Origin of the sequence: Phytomonospora sp. NPDC050363 (assembly GCF_040655735.1) — a bacterium.
In the GTDB taxonomy this organism is placed as follows: Bacteria; Actinomycetota; Actinomycetes; order Mycobacteriales; family Micromonosporaceae; genus Phytomonospora.
The window spans coordinates 307633-323543 of sequence record NZ_JBFAKK010000004.1 but is presented as its reverse complement, the minus strand read 5'-3'; the positions used below and the strand labels follow the sequence as shown (position 1 = coordinate 323543).

The 15911-nt window shown below is 69.1% G+C and carries 15 protein-coding genes and 1 pseudogene; 8 read left to right on the top strand and 8 right to left on the bottom strand.

All coding sequences use genetic code 11. The annotated features are described in order from the left end of the window. Positions 1–123 precede the first annotated feature (123 nt). Together AB0I28_RS12830 and AB0I28_RS12825 are read left to right on the top strand one after the other, a co-directional pair. A complete protein-coding gene (locus tag AB0I28_RS12830; protein WP_357492658.1) occupies positions 124–858 on the top strand; it encodes an SDR family oxidoreductase in 735 nt (244 codons plus the stop codon). A 176-nt stretch (positions 859–1034) separates the two neighbouring features. Then, positions 1035–1658, top strand: a complete 624-nt coding sequence (locus AB0I28_RS12825; protein WP_357492656.1) for an NAD(P)-binding domain-containing protein — start codon at positions 1035–1037, stop codon at positions 1656–1658. Positions 1659–1797: 139 nt separating this feature from the next. Here AB0I28_RS12825 and AB0I28_RS12820 read toward each other — a convergent pair whose 3' ends face one another. Continuing rightward, the gene (locus tag AB0I28_RS12820) at positions 1798–3381 is read right to left on the bottom strand and encodes a helicase HerA-like domain-containing protein (RefSeq protein ID WP_357492654.1); all 1584 of its coding nucleotides are present in this window, start codon (positions 3379–3381) and stop codon (positions 1798–1800) included. 171 nt (positions 3382–3552) lie between these two features. On the opposite strand from AB0I28_RS12820, the gene AB0I28_RS12815 reads away from it, so the two are divergent. Then, positions 3553–4725 carry a M20/M25/M40 family metallo-hydrolase gene (locus AB0I28_RS12815; RefSeq protein WP_357492652.1) on the top strand — a complete coding sequence of 391 codons (1173 nt, stop codon included), beginning with the start codon at positions 3553–3555 and terminating at the stop codon, positions 4723–4725. On the opposite strand, the gene AB0I28_RS12810 is transcribed toward AB0I28_RS12815, so the two are convergent. Both AB0I28_RS12810 and AB0I28_RS12805 read right to left on the bottom strand, forming a co-directional pair. After that, positions 4722–5573 (bottom strand): oxygenase MpaB family protein, encoded by an 852-nt coding sequence (locus AB0I28_RS12810; RefSeq protein ID WP_357492650.1) that lies wholly within the window; start codon positions 5571–5573, stop codon positions 4722–4724. The two genes, AB0I28_RS12815 and AB0I28_RS12810, sit on opposite strands and share 4 nt — an antisense overlap. Before the next feature lie 10 nt (positions 5574–5583). After that, positions 5584–6003, bottom strand: coding sequence for a DUF2871 domain-containing protein (locus AB0I28_RS12805; protein ID WP_357492648.1), 420 nt, complete (start codon positions 6001–6003; stop codon positions 5584–5586). Positions 6004–6145: 142 nt separating this feature from the next. Here AB0I28_RS12805 and AB0I28_RS12800 point away from each other — a divergent pair, with 142 nt between their 5' ends. Next, positions 6146–7138 (top strand): serine hydrolase domain-containing protein, encoded by a 993-nt coding sequence (locus AB0I28_RS12800; RefSeq protein WP_357492646.1) that lies wholly within the window; start codon positions 6146–6148, stop codon positions 7136–7138. Here AB0I28_RS12800 and AB0I28_RS12795 read toward each other — a convergent pair. From AB0I28_RS12795 to AB0I28_RS12775, 5 genes and pseudogenes are all read right to left on the bottom strand, one after another. Further along, positions 7135–10071 (bottom strand): winged helix-turn-helix domain-containing protein, encoded by a 2937-nt coding sequence (locus AB0I28_RS12795; RefSeq protein ID WP_357492644.1) that lies wholly within the window; start codon positions 10069–10071, stop codon positions 7135–7137. The genes AB0I28_RS12800 and AB0I28_RS12795 overlap by 4 nt on opposite strands. Before the next feature lie 287 nt (positions 10072–10358). Then, positions 10359–10814, bottom strand: a complete 456-nt coding sequence (locus tag AB0I28_RS12790; RefSeq protein ID WP_357492642.1) for a GNAT family N-acetyltransferase — start codon at positions 10812–10814, stop codon at positions 10359–10361. Positions 10815–10980: 166 nt separating this feature from the next. Then, positions 10981–12000: pseudogene (locus AB0I28_RS12785) on the bottom strand (chitinase); the annotation flags it as partial. A gap of 286 nt (positions 12001–12286) precedes the next feature. After that, positions 12287–12568 carry a hypothetical protein gene (locus tag AB0I28_RS12780; RefSeq protein ID WP_357492640.1) on the bottom strand — a complete coding sequence of 94 codons (282 nt, stop codon included), beginning with the start codon at positions 12566–12568 and terminating at the stop codon, positions 12287–12289. A 178-nt stretch (positions 12569–12746) separates the two neighbouring features. Next, positions 12747–13007: a hypothetical protein gene (locus AB0I28_RS12775; protein ID WP_357492638.1), complete on the bottom strand. Its 261-nt coding sequence runs from the start codon at positions 13005–13007 to the stop codon at positions 12747–12749. Between the two features lie 129 nt (positions 13008–13136). Between AB0I28_RS12775 and AB0I28_RS12770 the strand changes: the two genes are divergently transcribed. The 4 genes from AB0I28_RS12770 to AB0I28_RS12755 all read left to right on the top strand — a co-directional run bounded on the left by AB0I28_RS12770 (position 13137) and on the right by AB0I28_RS12755 (position 15856). Then, the gene (locus AB0I28_RS12770; RefSeq protein ID WP_357492636.1) at positions 13137–13991 is read left to right on the top strand and encodes a helix-turn-helix transcriptional regulator; all 855 of its coding nucleotides are present in this window, start codon (positions 13137–13139) and stop codon (positions 13989–13991) included. An 11-nt stretch (positions 13992–14002) separates the two neighbouring features. Continuing rightward, on the top strand, positions 14003–14182 hold the full coding sequence (locus AB0I28_RS12765; RefSeq protein ID WP_357492634.1) for a DUF397 domain-containing protein: 180 nt from the start codon (positions 14003–14005) through the stop codon (positions 14180–14182). A gap of 113 nt (positions 14183–14295) precedes the next feature. Next, positions 14296–14583, top strand: coding sequence for a DUF397 domain-containing protein (locus tag AB0I28_RS12760; RefSeq protein ID WP_357492632.1), 288 nt, complete (start codon positions 14296–14298; stop codon positions 14581–14583). Between the two features lie 268 nt (positions 14584–14851). Continuing rightward, a complete protein-coding gene (locus AB0I28_RS12755) occupies positions 14852–15856 on the top strand; it encodes a P63C domain-containing protein (protein WP_357492630.1) in 1005 nt (334 codons plus the stop codon). The last annotated feature ends 55 nt before the right edge of the window (positions 15857–15911 follow it).

Sequence of the window (15911 nt, the reverse complement as noted above, 5' to 3'; positions counted from 1 at the left end):
CCGATCGGTACCGAGCGGTGTACCTAAGTTGCGCTCCGACCGACCAAGGGCTACGTTAACCAAACCGAGCGGTGTACTTAACTTGGATGTCGTCTCGAACAGCCAACCCCTAGAGGAGTGATCGTGGGAAAGCTCGACGGCAAGGTAGCGGTGATCACCGGCGGATCCACCGGCATGGCACTGGCCGGCGCCAAACTGTTCGTTGCGGAAGGCGCGCACGTCTTCATCCAGGCCCGGCGGCAGGAAGCACTGGACGACGCCGTCGAACTGATCGGCCGCAACGTCACCGCCGTTCAGGGGGACGCGTCCGAACTGGACGACCTGGACCGCTTGTACGACACCGTCAAGCGGGAAAAGGGCTCGATCGACGTGCTGTGGGCCAGCGCCGGGATGGGCGAACCCGCCGTCCTCGGCGAGATCACCGAGGAACAGTTCCACCGCGCCTTCTGGCTCAACGCGCGCGGAACCCTGTTCACCGTGCAGAAAGCACTGCCGCTGATCAACGACAACGGCTCGATCTTCATGACCGGATCGAACGCCTCCCTCGGCGCCTTCCCCGGCTGGAGCCTCTACGCGGGAAGCAAAGCCGTCCAGCAGGCATGGGCCCGAGTCTGGCTCAACGAACTGCGCGACCGCAAGATCCGGGTCAATGTCCTGACCCCCGGCCAGGTCGCCACCGCCAAACAGGAGGAACTGTTCGACGAGGCGACCACGGCCGCCTTCGAATCCCTCATCCCCCGGGGAAGGATGGGCCGCCCCGAAGAAATCGCCACCGTCGCCCTGTTCCTCGCCTCCGACGACTCCAGCTACGTCAACGGCCTGGAACTGGTCACCGACGGCGGCACCACCGCCATCTGAACCACACACCGGGAACGCCGCGGACACGCCCCACAACCCACCGGCGGAAGACGGGCCGGCGGCGCCGGGTCAGGCGCGGCGCTCGGCCCCGAAACGTCGCGGCCGACCCCATCCGCGCCCGACCCGGCGTGAACAAGACAGAGCGACACCGCGCGAACAGGAAGAGAGCACACCTCATGAGCAGCATCACTCTCATCGGTACGGGGAACATGGCTCGTACGATCGGCGCGCTCGCGGTAGCGGGCGGCAACACCGTCGAGGTCATGGGACGCGATCAGTCCAAGGCCCAAGCCCTGGCCAAAGCTCTGGGCGGCGGCGCGACGACAGGCAAGTGGGCCGCTGTCCCGGCCGGAGACATCGTCATCACGGCCCTGTTGTACGACGGCGTCGTTCCGGTCGTCACGGAGTACGGAGACGCCCTCACGGGCAAAGTCATCGTCGACGTCAGCAACCCTTTCAACGCCACGTTCGACGGCCTGGCCCACAGCGAGGAGACCTCGATCGCGCAGGAAGTCGCCAAGGTGGCCCCTGCCGGCGCCAGCGTGGTGAAGGCGTTCAACACCATCTTCCGTAATGTCCTGGAGAATGGCCGGCCCAACGTCTTCATCGCCGGCGACAGTGCGCGGGCCAAGGCGGGTGTGGCGGCGTTCATCGAGAGCCTCGGGCTGCGCCCACTGGACGTCGGAGGCCTGAAAATGGCGCACTGGCTGGAAGGAGTAGGCGTGGTCACGGTGGCACTCGCCGGCAACGGGGTCGGCCACTGGAACTTCGCCCTCGGAGTCGACGAATTCACCGGTTGAGCCCCCGAACAACCCGGCGACAACGATCGGACAGGATCGGTCGTGCGGCACGTGGCGACCCACACCGCGCCTCCCTTGGAACACCGGGTCGTTGACACGAAGCCGGGCTGGCACTCGGATCGCCGCCGCCTTCGGCTCGTCAGCGGCGCTTGGCGGTGCCGAACAACGTCCGGGTGATCTCGCGACCGAAGGTCGTGGCGGCGGACTTGGCGAGGTTGTCGAGGAAGCCACTGGGGCTTGAGGCGGGCGCCTTCGCGGCCTTCTTCGTGGCGCGCGACTTCGACTTCGACGGTGGGTCAAGCGGTGGAAGCGGCTCGTGCTTCGGCGCGGCCGGGACCGGTGGGACGGCGGCCGGTTCGGGGACGGCGGCTGCGGCCTCGGCGACCTTGCGCGACAGCATCTCGTAGGCGGAGTCTCGGTCCACGTCCACGCCGTACTTCGCCTTCATCGCCGACCCCTCGATCAGGCCGGTCATCGTGGCCTCATCCGACGGGCCCATGTGGGAGCGAGGCGCGTACATCCGCGTCCACGCAACAGGAGTAGGCCGGCCCTTGTCGTCCAAGACCGTCACCATGGCTTCGCCGATGCCGAGACGGGTGAGGTCTTCCTCCAGGTCGTAGGCGGAGTGCGGGAACGTCGACACCGTCGCCTTCAACGCCTTCGCATCCTGCGGCGTGAACGCCCGCAACGCGTGCTGCACCCGCGCACCAAGCTGCGCCAAGACGTCCGTAGGCACATCCTTCGGCGTCTGCGTCACGAAGAACACCCCCACACCCTTCGACCGGATCAGGCGGACCGTCTGGGTGATGGCGGTCAGGAAAGCCTTTGAGGAGCCGTTGAACAGCAAGTGGGCCTCGTCGAAGAAGAACACCAGTTTCGGGCGGTCTTGGTCGCCGACTTCGGGGAGGTCTTGGAACAGCTCGGCCAGCAGCCACATGAGGAAGGTGGAGAACACCGCGGGTTGGGCTTGGAGGTCCGGCAGCTCCAGGATGGAGACGGTTCCGCGGCCGTCGGCTCCTGTGCGCAGGAGGTCGGTGGGGTCGAACTCGGGCTCTCCGAAGAATTGGTCGGCGCCTTGGTCGGCGAAGTTGATGAGAGCGCGGAGGATGACCCCGGCGGTCTGGGCCGACAGGCCTCCGAGGGCCTTCAGCTCGGCCTTGCCCTCGTCGCTGGTGAGGTGTTGGACGACGGCCCTCAAGTCCTTGAGGTCCAGGAGGGGAAGGCCCCGGGAGTCGGCGTAGTGGAAGATCAAACCCAGGGAGGATTCCTGGGTGTCGTTCAGGTCCAGGACCTTCGACAGCAGCGTGGGGCCGAAGGCGGTCATGGTGGCGCGGAGGGGTGTACCTCTGCCTTGGCCGCCCAGGGCGTAGAACTCGACGGGGAATGCTGCGGGAGTCCAGGTCTGGCCTAGTTCCACCGTGCGTTCGAGGAGCTTCTCGGCGCCGTCCCCGGGGGTCGCCATGCCCGACAGATCCCCCTTGATGTCGGCCAGGAACACCGGGACGCCCTGCTCGGCGAGTTGTTCGGCGAGGACTTGCAGGGTCACCGTCTTGCCGGTTCCGGTGGCGCCGGCCACCAGGCCGTGCCGGTTGAACATGGCCAGCGGGATGGCGACTTTGGCGTCGGGGACGGCCTTGTCGTCGTCGACCAGGGCGCCGACGCCGACGGCGGGCTCGTCGAAGGCGTAGCCCTCGGTCACCGTCGTGATGATGTCTGCGGCCATCGCTCGCCCCCGTGCGGAAAGCCCACTGGAGAGGGCAGCGTATCCAGGCGGATTCGGGTGTGTCCGGCGCTTGCGGCGATCCCGGGTCGGAAAAAGGGGTGCTGGGCCTACCGCGCCGTGGCCAAGATGACGGCACTATGACATCAGAACTACGTCAACTTGGGAGTCCGCATGCTCGACCTTCAGGCCGCCGTCAACGGTGCCGCCGACCTCATCGACGGTGAACTCCGTGACCTTCGACGTGATGTTCACGCCCATCCCGAGCTCGCGGGGGCCGAGAACCGGACAGCCGCGCTGGTCGCGACGGAACTCCGCGCGGCCGGTCTGGACGTCACCGTCGGGGTCGGCGGCCATGGGGTGGTGGGCGTCCTCACCGGAGTGAATCCCGGACGGACGGTCGCCTATCGCGCCGACATGGACGCCGTGCCGCCGCATGAACAGTTCGGCGGCGACGGGCAGGCCGCGCACCTGTGCGGGCACGACGTGCACACCACTGTGGGGGTGGGCGTGGCACGGGTCTTGGCGGGGATGCGCGAACGACTGAGCGGCCGGATCGTGTTCGTCTTCCAGCCCGCCGAGGAGACCCTGGAGGGCGCCCGCGCGATGCTCGACGACGATCTCCTCGGGCGTTTCGGCCCCGACGAGATCCACGCCCTGCACTGCGCTCCCATCGAGGCGGGAACCTTCGCGGTCACACCGGGGACGGGGATGCCCGGGCTCGACCGCGCCGAGATCACCGTGACCGGATCCGGTGCCGCCGGGCGGGCTCGGACACTGGCCGGTGAGATCGCCGGGCTGTCGACGGTTACCCCACCGGCGACGGCCGCCGAGCGGGAGCGTTTCGTCGCCGATCTGCTCACGCCCGACGGCCCGCTGGCCCGTTTCGTCACCGTGTGGGCTGGGGTGAGCGAGCGCTCGACCGACGGGCACGCTGTGGTCACGGCCGCCTTCCGCTGCTGGCCGCCCGACCGGCACGGCGAGGTGCGCGACACGATCCGCGCGCTCGCGTCGGCCCAGGACAGGTCCCTTGTGGACTTCCCCGGCGAGCCGTTCCCCGCGATGGTCTGCGGTGCGGCGGATGCCGAGGCTCTGCGGGAGCATTTGGCGGAGGTCTCCGACGGCGTGGTGGTCGCGCGTGCCGCGATGCCGTTCAACGGCGAGGACTTCGCCCTGTTCCTCGACCGGCTGCCCGGCACCTACACCTACCTCGGCGTCCGGGCACCCGGCGCCGACATCGCCACCGCCTCGCCCCACGCGGGTTCCTTCGACCCCGACGAGCGCGCCATCGGCGCCGGCGTCAAGGCGATGGCCGGGTGGCTGGCGCTGCGCGCCGGGAGGGCCTAGCGAGCGGCGGGCATGAGCTTCGAGACGAAGGTGCCGTTCATCATCGCCGCGGCGTCACGGCGGCACCCGGCGATCCGCTCGTCGACCGGTTCGCGCATGGCCAGGCTCGTCACCCCGCGCAGGGCGCGGAGCTGGAGGGTGGTGGCCGTGTGCGCTCCCGGCAGGGTGGGGATGCCGAACATGGCCTTCGCCCAGCCCGGCAGCGAGCTGATGGCGAGGGTGTTGGCCGCCGGCACGCCGAGGCGCAGGATCGCCAGTTCGCGCGGCAACGGGGGGTTGAAGGAGCGCAGCAGGCCCTGTTTCGCCTCGTCGCAGGCGTACAGACTCGGCCGCATGCCCTCGAAGTACTCACGCAGTTCGGCGCGGCTGGCCGGCACGTCGGCGAGGTCGAGACCGAGGACCTCGGCGGCGCGGCGGTTCTCGTCGACGTAGCGGTCGGCGAGCTCGTCGGTGGGTATCGCGCCGGAGCGGCGGGCGATGTCGACGTAGGAGTCGATCTCGGCGCAGTGCACCCACAGCAGCCCGGAAGGTTCGTCGAGGCGGAAGGTCTCGCCGGTGTCGGAGTCGTGGCCGGTGAGGCCCGCGTGGATGGCGCGGACGCGGGCGGCGGCGGCTTCGACGGCGGCGCTGTCCCCGAAGGTGCGCACGTGGACGAACTGGGCGGTGCGGATGAAGCGCGACCAGGCCTTCTTCGGGTCGAAGAGGGCGGAGTTCTGGAAGGTTCCGCGCATGACGCGGGGGTGGAGGGACTGGAGATAGAGCGCGCGCAGGCCGCCGATCCACATGACGAGTTCGGTGTGCACGGGCCAGGTCACGGAGTCCGGCCCGAAGAGTCCGTGGTCCTCCATGGTGCTAAGGCTACTTCGCCTCGACGCTGGCCGCCTTCACACGCTTGCCCAGGACCGTGAAAAAGAACACCAGGCCCACGGTCAGGACGATGTGCCCGGCGCCGGAGAGGTAGGCGAAGATCTCGGGAATGTCGTTGCCGAGGACGGTCTGGACGCCCCGGAAGACCATGCTGCCGACGGTGACGGTCATGCCGGCGTTGTAGAGCCAGTAGAACGCGTCGAAGCCCTTCTCGCCGGACAGTCCGAAGACTTTGTCGAGGGCGAGCACGATGAGGAAGACGAGCATGCCGAGGGCCAGCAGGTGGGTGTGCACGACGGAGAGCTGGGACTCGCCGGTGAAGTCGTTGAGTTTGGTGAACTCGCGGTAGAAGAGACCGGAGACGAGGCCGATGATCATGTAGACGTGAGCGGTGTGGAAGGTCCTGCGCATGCGGTGCCGACTCCTCGGGCGGGGTGGAAGCGGCCTCGGGGTGGAAGGCCGAAGATCATTGAAGTCCGCGCCGCCGAGATCGACAACTTCCGATGGCTTTCGTTATCGCATTGCGGCCGGGGGTCGCTCTACAGTCGACGTCATGGATTCCGGGCCGCGTGGCGGCGACGAAGAACTGGCCGTGCTGCTGTCGCGGCGGCTCGGCCCGCGTCACCCGGTCGCGGCGGCGGCGGTCGTCTCCGCGGAGGGCACGGCCGTGGCCGTTGTGGGTGCCGGTCTCGACGCCGACTTCGAGATCGGCTCGATCTCGAAGGGCGTCACGGGCCTGCTGTACGCCGACGCTCTGCGGCGCGGTGAGGTCGCCTCCGACACGACGCTCGGCGAGCTGCTGCCTCTCGGCGAGTGCCCCGCGGCGGGTGTGTCGCTGGCCTCGCTGAGCACGCACCGCTCAGGGCTCCCCCGGCTGCCGAAGTCCGCGCAGCCTTGGCGGCGTGCTTTCGCCCTGTGGCGGCACGGGACCAATCCGTACGGCGAGAGCCTCGATCTGCTGCTCGAACAGGCGCGGGGCGTCGCGGTGGGCAAGGCGCGGCCGCAGTACTCCAACTTCGGCTTCGAACTCCTCGGCCATGCCCTTGCCTCGGCGGCCTCGACGACCTACGCCGAGCTCGTCGAGCGACGTGTCGCCGGCCCGCTGGGCCTCGACCCCTTCTACGTGCCGGCGACCGTCGGTGAGCTTCGGCCCGGAGCCGTCGACGGCCGCAGCCACCGTGGGCGGGCGCGGGCCCCCTGGACCGGGGAGGCGCTGGGCCCGGCGGGCGGGATCCGGGCGTCCATCGGCGCCATGGCGCGCTTCACGGCGGCCCTCCTCGACGGCAGCGCCCCCGGTACCGCCGCGCTCGACCCGGTCGCCGACTTCCGTCCGGGCGCGCGGATCGGCGCCGCGTGGATCACCTACCGGCTCAAGGGCCGGCCCGTCACGTGGCACAACGGCGGCACCGGCGGCTTCCGGTCCTGGCTCGGACTGGACCGCGCGACCGGCACCGGAGTCGTCGTCCTCTCGGCGACGGCGACCGGTGTCGACCGGCACGGGTTCAAGCTCCTCGCCGAGCGCAGCGGCGCGCCGCAGGAGCCCTAACGTCCCAGCGCCCGCAGCGCCGCCTCGTGCCGTTCTCGCGCGCGGCGGGCCTCGCCCAGCGCGCCGGTGCGCGTGAGGCGGTCCACCAGGTCGCGGTGGGCGCGCATGTCGTAGGGGTCCTTGTCCAGCAGCCGGTGCAGATAGCGGACGGCCTCGGCGTCGCTCTCGGCAAGCTCTGAGAGCGAGCGCAGTACCTGGATGTAGACCGTGCGCGCCTCTTCGCGCAACGACACCGACCAGTCCTCGTAGGGCTCGTCCTCCAGGAAGTCGCCGAGGTAGGCGCGCTCCACGGTGGACAGGGCGGTGGGCGCGGCCTGGCGCAGGGCGTACCCGGCGCCGTCGAGGAAGGTGAACACGTCGATGTCGGCCCTGGCGCGGTCGAGCGCGACGCGGGAGGCGTCGGTGCGGATCACCTCGCCGGCGCCGTCGCGGCCGCGTCCGGGGTCGAGGACCCGGCGCAGGATGGACAGGGCCACCGACAGGCGGTGGGCGACCTTCCCGGCGTCCTCGCCGGGCCAGAGGAGTTCGGCCAGTTCCTCGCGCGGGACGGGCCTGCCCCTGCGGGCTATGAGGATGCGCAGCAGGTCCCGGGCCTTGCGCGACTGCCAGGCGGCGGCCGGGACGACCTCGCCGGACACCACGACCTCGAAGCCGCCGAGGGTCTGGACGACCACGGCCGGGGCGTCGGCGCGACCGGCCCATTCGTGGCCGGGGTGCCCGGTCGCGGCGAGGTGAATGCGGGCGAGTCCGGCGGCGGCGCGTTCGTCGGCGGTCGCGCCCGGCAGCGCGCCGAGCCAGGCGTCGATCGACTCGGCGGGCGCGAGCGCGCCGGCCTGGCGCCAGATCGCGGCGGCCTCGCGCAGGGCGTTTCGCGCGGCGGGCGCGTCGCCGACGGAGGCCGCCTCCAGTTCGAGCGCCTCGGCGAGGCCGACCCAGTCGCGGTGACGGCGGGCGGTCGCGGCGGCCTCCTGGGCGGCCTTCCAGGCGCCATCGTGGTCCCCGACGGTCAAGGTGACGTGCCCGAGCGCGATGGCCGCCTCGATCCCGATGCGCCCGCCGGCGGCCGACACGGCCCGCTGGGCGGCGGCCTGCGCGGCGTCGGGATCGGTGCGGACCAGGACCCTGGCCAGCCCCGCGAGGGCCGGCACGAGGCCCTGGACGTCGCCCTCGACCTCGGAGATGCGGATGGCCTCCTCGTAGGCCGCGCGCGCCTGGTTGTCGCGACGCTGCCGGCGCAGGACCATCCCGATCCCGTGAAGCGGGTAGGAGGCCTTGCGCGAACCCATCCGCTGGTAGAAGCCCAGGGACTGCTGGTAGCTGTCGAGCGCCTCGTCGAGCCGCCCGAGCCTGGCGAAGGTCTCGGCCCTGTTGCACAGGGCGACCGGAAGCAGCGTCTCGTGCGCTGCCCGCGTGCACAGCTCGACGGCCAGCTGCGCCTCGGCGAGGGCGTCGTCGAGGCGCGCCTCCTCCAGGTACATGCCCGAGCGGTTGGCGCGGATGCGGCCCGCCTGGACGAGGTCGCCGATCGCGGCGGCGTGCTGGAGCCCGGCCGCGTAGGCGGCGAGGTTTCCGGGCCGGTCGCCGGTGAGGACGGCGTGCAGGGCGAGCGCGATGTAGGCGGTGACGATCGCGCGGCTCGATCCGCCCGGAGCGGCCAGGGCCAGAGCGCGCGCGGCCAGTTCGCCGCAGGTCTCGGTGTCGCCGAGTTTCCAGTGGACGGTCGCCGACCAGGCGAGGCAGTGCGCCTCGTCGTTGGGGTGCCCGCCGGCCTCCCGGGCGTCGAGAACGGCGAAGGCGGCCCGGAACTCGCCCTGGTGGTAGTACGCGGCGCCCAGTCGCCAGGCGAGCGCGGGCGGGAGGGACGCGCGGTCGGCGGCGAGGCGGCGAAGGACGACGACGCCTTCGGCGTGGCGGCCGACCACGGACAGCGCCTCGCCGTAGGACAGCAGGACGCCGGGGTCCTCGATGCCGCCCTCCTCGACGAGCGCGATGTAGGCGCGGACGTCGCCGCCGGCGATCAGCCGGGGTCCGTGTTCGGCGAGGACGGCGGCGCAGGTCTCGCGCTCCCCGGCGCGGTCGGCGGCCACGGCGGCGGCGAGGTGCTCGCCCCGTTCGCGGTGGCGGCGGGCCGCGACCGTCCACAGTCGACGCAGCCGGTCGGCGCGCATGGGCCGGTGGCGTTTGAGAGTCGCGGCCAGCACAGGGAGGGGGCGGCAGTCGCGGTCGGTGTCCCGGGTGGCCAGGCCTGTGCGGGTCAGCATGGCCATGGTCGCGGCCGGTCCCCGGTGGCCGAGTTCCTCGGCGAGACCGATGGACAGACCGTCGAGGTGGGCGGCGTCGCGCAGAAGCCGGCGGGCGGGTTCGGGTAGGCCGGGCACGACCTCGCCGAGCAGGTACTCCACGACCGGGCTCTCGGCGGCGAGCAGCCGTTGGGTGTGCTCGCCCGGCCCGGGCTCGGCGAGAACGTCGGCGGCCAGCTGGACCAGGGCCGGCCATCCGCCGGTGAAGGCGTGCAGGGCGGCCGCGTCGGCGGAGACGGAGCGCTGCGACAGGTGCTCGGCCACTTCGTCCGCCGACAGCGCCAGCTCGGCGGGCCCGAGTTCGGCGAGGAGCCCGCGACCCCGCCAGCGGGCCAGCGACAACGCCGGCGGCAAGCGGGAGACGACGACGGCGGTGCGCCCGGGCGGGAGGCGTCCGGCGGCCTCCAGGAAGGCGCGGAGGGCCTCGGTGTCGTCGAGGGAGACGTCGTCGAAGACGACCAGGCGCGGGCCGGGCCGGTCGAGGGCAGCCAGTTCCAGGAGGGCCGGAGTCAGGGCGGCGTGATGCCAGACGGCGTCGTCACCGGCACGTCCGGCGACCGCGGTGGTCTTCCCGTACCCGGCGGCGGCCACCACGACGACGCACCGGCGGTCGGGTAAAGCGGTCGCGTCCATGAGCGGTCCTCCCCCGGTCGGCACGGCCGTAGTCCAGGTTACGGCGCGCGATCTCGCCGCCGGGCCCCCGCGGACCGGCGGTGATGGAGGGAAGACGTCGATAAGGGGTGACGCGGCTGCGGGATGGAGGTGGTGGGGGACGCTGCCCGGCGTCCCCCACGAATCACCGGGTTGTCGGGGCCACCCGATGACGGTCTCCGTGAAACCTTCCCCCGGTCCGCGCAGACACGGTGGGAAGCTTCACGGGTAAGTCTCCGGAGGCGTCTCACGGTGGCCTCAAGGCCGCGTCAAGGCGTCCAGGTGTAGCGGATGTCCGGCTCGCGCTCCTCGTTGGCGGAGCCGTCGGTGCGCTCGGCCTCGGTGAAGCCGTGCCGCAGGTAGAAGCGGTGCGCGGGGGTGTTGACCTGGAAGGTCCACAGTTCGAGGCCGGCCGGGCGGCGTTGCTTGGCCAGGGCGACGAACCGGTCGCCGAGCCCCTTCCCGCGCCAGGCCGGGTCGAGGTAGAGCTGGCTGAGCAGCGGACCGTCGCCGAGGACCATCATGCCGACGACCTCGCCCTCGGAGTCGGCGATCCACGTCTCGCGAAGGGGGACGACGACGCGGGCGATATAGGCGCGGACCTCCTCGTCGGATTTGCCACGCCGGACCGTCGGCAGGGCTGCGGTGTAGGAGCGCAGCCAGACATCGGCCACCGCGGCGGCGTCGGCGCCGGCGGCGCGGCGGATCTCGGGAAGAGTCGTCATGCGGCGATCCTGGCAGCCGTCGCCGGCCCCCGCACGGCCTTTAAGCGCCCGGCTGCGTGGTCCGACCAGCCCAGGTGGGGAGCCGTCGCAAAAGTCCCCACCGCCCCTGCCGGCGGTGGGGACGCGTGAGGCCCGTCCCGCCAGAAACGGGCCTCACGACCGCCCCCTATGGGAGGGCGTTGAGGTAAGGCTCGTGGCTGTTGGCGAACTCCCAGCTGTAGTACCGGTCCCAGTTGATCGACCAGGTCATCAGCCCGCGGAAGGCCGGTGAGGCCCCGCCGCGCAGGGTGTAGCCGCCGCAGTTGGTGCCCTTCGCGAGGCAGTCGACGGCCTGGTGCACCGCCGTCGGCGAGGTGTATCCGTTGCCGGCGCTGACCGCCGCGGGGAGGCCGAAGGCGATCTGGTCGCCGCGCAGGCCCGGGAAGGTCAGACCCGTGTTGGCGACGGTGAACCCGGCCTTGACCATGTCGGTCATGGCTATGTGGAAGTCGGCGTTGCCGATGTTGTGGTACTGGCCGTCGAGGCCCATGACCGGCCCGGAGTTGTAGTCCTGGACGTGCAGGACGGTCAGCGCGTCGCGCAGCGCGTGGATCACCGGCAGGTAGGAGCCGGTGCGGTTGTCGCCGCCGCCGGCGCCGCCGTAGAACTGGTGGCCGACCTGCACGAAGAAGGTCTCCGGCGCCATCGTCAGCACGAACTTCGCGCCATAGCGGGCCTTGAGCGTCTTCAGCGCCGAGATGAGGTTGACGATCACCGGTGTGGTCGGGTTGCGAAAGTCGGTGTCACCGGAGTTGAAGTACAGCGAGTGGCCCTCGAAGTCGATGTCGAGGCCGTCGAGGCCGTACTTGTCGATGATCGCCGACACCGAGCTCACGAACGCGTCCCGCGCGCCCGTCGAGGTCAGCTGGACCTGCCCGTTCTGGCCGCCGATGGAGATCAGCACCTTCTTGCCCTTGGCCTGCTTGGCGCGGATCGCGGCGATGAAGTCGGCCTCGCTCTCCACGTTGGGGCACTCGGCGACCGGGCACAGCTTGAAGCGGATGTCGCCGGAGGTCACCGAGGTCGGCTCACCGAAGGCGAGGTTGATGATGTCCCAGGAGTCGGGGACGTCGGCCATCTTGATGTAGCCCGAGCCGTTGGCGAAGCTGGAGTGCAGGTAGCCGATCAAGGCGTGCTTCGGGAGACCGGTGTCGAAACGGTAGCTGCGGTGATTGTCCTGCTGGCACAGGGATGCTTCCTGGGCTGGTGACAGCATGGGTCCACACTAAAGGGGACCCCCGCCGGGCACCCAGGGCTACTAGGTCTTCCCGACGGGGGTCCGTCTATTACCGGGGTACCGGGGTCTGGAGCGCTCCCAGTAGCTCGTACGCCCGTTCTACCTTGACCAACGATGCAGTTGGCTGAACGGTTGCGGGCAAGAGGCATTTAACTGAATCGATACGTTCTCAGATAGCGAACGTGCTCATCCCTGCTCAGTGACGGTCTTTCTCGGCGATCTCCACGAGGGCGGCCCCGACTTGCCGGCGATGCTCCCGGCTCGCAGCCCACTCAGCGGGGTCGGAGTACGCGACAGGCTGATTGTCGGCCCCACGCCCTGTGAGGGACGTGGTGATGAGGAGAGGTTCCCCGGAGCGGGTCCGGGTGGAGTAGGTCGCGAAGTCGCCTAGGGCGCGTTGGGCGCGGTAGGAGTAGCCGGTGTGAGTAACGGTGTACTCAACACCCTCAACCTGGAAGCTTCCGATGTGCCGCTCCATGTCCCTCTCCTCGCCTTGGGTTGGGCCACCCGGGGTCCCGCTGTTGCGGGGAGTCCGCACTCACGCCCCGGGTGGCCCCGTGAGAGGAGCCACCCCCACCGGGGCTCCTCCAACCGGAGCGGACTCCGGCGTTGATCCGGGACGGACCGTCAGGGGGTCAGAACCGTCCCGGAGCTTGTCACCCGGGACCGCCGCCACCGAGGGCAGACGGCACCGGGGAGTCAATGCGGACACCCGCCAGAAGGTCCATGGCTGCGAAGCCGCGAACCTCGTTGCGGACCTCCGTCAGCTGCGAATGGACCCGAACGAGACCCTCCGACGTCAACGGGAGGGAGATCAGCATGTCTCCGGCGAGGTGCCGGGTGAGGGCTTCGCGCGTGGCCATGAGGTCGAGGATCACGCCTGAGAGTTCGTTGACTGTGGCTTGTAGTCCGTCCATGTCGTGCTCCCCACCTGCGTAGCTAGAAGCTCACTGTGTCCACAGTGGCATACTCATATGCGTCATGCAAGGTGCACCGCGCATAGATCTTGGGCGTGTCGCACATTCAAGACATGGGAGAATCCGTACATGGCCACAGCTACCGTCCGCCGCCGCCGGCTAGGCATCGCGTTGAAGCAGCTCCGAGGTGAAGCCAGCCTCGACTCCATCGGTAAAGCAATCGGCATGAGCCAGTCGAACCTGTCTCGTCTGGAGCGTGGCCAGATCGCTGCCCGCAGCATGGTCCTCAAATCCCTCCTCGACCACTACAACGTTCACGGTAATGAACGGAAGAGGCTCATGGACCTCGCCAAAGAGCAGGGCCAGTCGGGTTGGTGGCGGGCCTACGCGGGCGTCATCCCCGAACGCCACCTGGACCACATCGCGTTGGAGTCCGAAGCGGACAAGATCTCCACATGGGAACCGGTTCTGATTCCTGCCCTGCTACAGACTGAGGAGTACGCGAGGGCAATGTTCTCCTCCGGCGGGTTCCAGGCGATGAGCGCCACCGAGATCGACCAGCGTGTGCATGCCCGCTTGGCGCGACAGGACCGGATCACCGGTGAGGATCCTGCCGTGTTGACAGCGATCTTCGATGAGACTGCCCTGACTCGGCCCGTGGGTCCGCCAGCGGTCATGAAGGCCCAGCTTGAGCGTGTCCTGGAACTGTCGGAGCGCCCGAACGTGACGGTCCAGATCATCCCGGTCACGGCTGGCGCTCATGCCGGTATCGGTGGCTCGGTGACGATCCTCGACTACGAAGAGGATCAAGCTGAACTGTCGGTGGCGTTCCTTGAAACCATCGGTGGGGACATGTATCTCGACGAACCGAAGGACCTTAGAGTGTGTCGGAGTACGTTCGACATGCTCAGGTCGGTTGCCCTCGGGCCGATCGAGTCCCAGCAAAAGGTAGCCCAGCTCACTGGTGGAAGCGAGCTGGGCTGAAAGGAAACGTGATGTTCCGAGACTACGCGACGTGGCGGAAGTCCACGCGCAGTGCGCAGCAAGGTAACTGTGTTGAGGTCGCTGACCTCGGTGCGGGTGTTGGGATCCGTGACACGAAGGCTCGGGAGCAGGGGCACCTGATGGTGTCGGCTGGCGACTGGGCCGGGTTCGTGGATTCGCTGAAGAAGTAGTTCTGCTCTGGAGCCCCGGTGCCGTTTGGGTGCCGGGGCTTCTTCGTGGGGTTGTGACCTTGGTACGCGCGTGGGAGCCTCCACTCGTCAGGGGACTGACGAAAGGAAGCAGTATGCACACCGACACCTTCGGGACCTGGCGGAAGTCGAGCCGGTCCGCGAACGCGAACAACTGCCTAGAGGCCGCGTGGAGGAAGTCCACCCACAGTGCCAACGCGAACAACTGTGTCGAAATCGGTGGGTGGCGGAAGGCCAGCTACTCGAACAACAACACTGCCTGCGTCGAGGTCGGCCATGGGGTCGACACGGTCGGGATCCGCGACACGAAGCACCGGGCCGGCGGGACGCTCACGGTGTCCACGGCGGAGTGGGCGGGCTTCCTTGCTGCCCTGAGGTCGTAGCCCAGCCCTTGAGCCCCGGCCCGAACGGTCGGGGCTCTTCGCTGCCTACGAGTGGGCGCGTGTAGTTCGCGGGCACCACCGTCACACGAAGTGCCCCTCCTGCCTCCTTAAGTTCGATGCTAAGCCATTCCGCAGCACCGACCGAGATCAGGGCTTCCACGGCGCCGCAGGGCATTCTACCAGCAGTTTCGAGACCGTACGAGCTTGGCATGATCAGCAATTATCCGCATGCTAAGCTGATTGCGCATCCGAAGAGATGGGAGAGCCCATGGTGAACCTCGACCCCGCCGGCCAAGGCCACAAAGGCGGGAAGGCTCGACTCGACAAACTCACCCAAGAAGAACGCAGCGAACTCGCACGGGCCGCAGCCGAAGCCCGCTGGGGCACCACCGTTCAAGTAGCTACGCACGTCGGCAAGCTCGTCATCGGAAACCTCGAAATCAACTGCGCCGTCCTCGAAGACGGAACCCGCGTACTCAACCAGGCGACCGTCCTCGGTGCACTCGGGCGACGGACCGACACGGGCCGCCGCACCCGCGATGAAGACGGCCAGCTCATGGCGCCATTCCTGTCCGCTGCGAACCTCCGCGAGTTCATCTCAGCCGAACTCCGGGAAGCCTCCGAGCCGATCCAATACCGAGAAAAGGGGCAACAGTTCAAGTCATGGGGCTACCGGGCAGACATGCTCCCCATGGTCTGCGATGTCTACCTTGAGGCCAGGGACCACAAGCGCCTGTCACCGAACCAAGGCAACGTCGCGCGCGCAGCGGAAATCCTCGTTCGTGGCCTCGCCCGCACTGGAATCGTGGCCCTCGTCGACGAAGCCACCGGGTACCAGGAAGTCCGCGCGCGTGACGAGCTTCGACGGATCTTGGAAGCCTACGTTCAAGCCGAACTGCGGCCGTGGGTTCGCAGGTTCCCGGACGAGTTCTTTCGGCAGGTCTACCGCCTTCAGGGCTGGGAGTACAAGCCGGGCACGTCGAAGCGGACCCCGTACGTGGGGAAGCTGATCAACAAGTACATCTACGAGCAGTTGCCGCCTGGAGTCCTCGATGAACTCCGGGACCGGAATCCGAGAAACGAACGCGGCAACAGGCGGTACGCACATCACCAGCTCCTCACGTCGGACACTGGACACCCGCACCTCGACAAGCAGATCTCAACGGTGACTACGCTCATGCGCGCATCGGTTGACAAGGCGATGTTTGAAGACCTGTTTGAGCGGGCGTACGCGGTACAAGTACCGCTGCCCCTCGTGATCGACGTGGAGTAGACAGACGGGAGCCCCGGGGCCACACGGTCTCGGGGCTCTCTCGTATCGGTAGCGA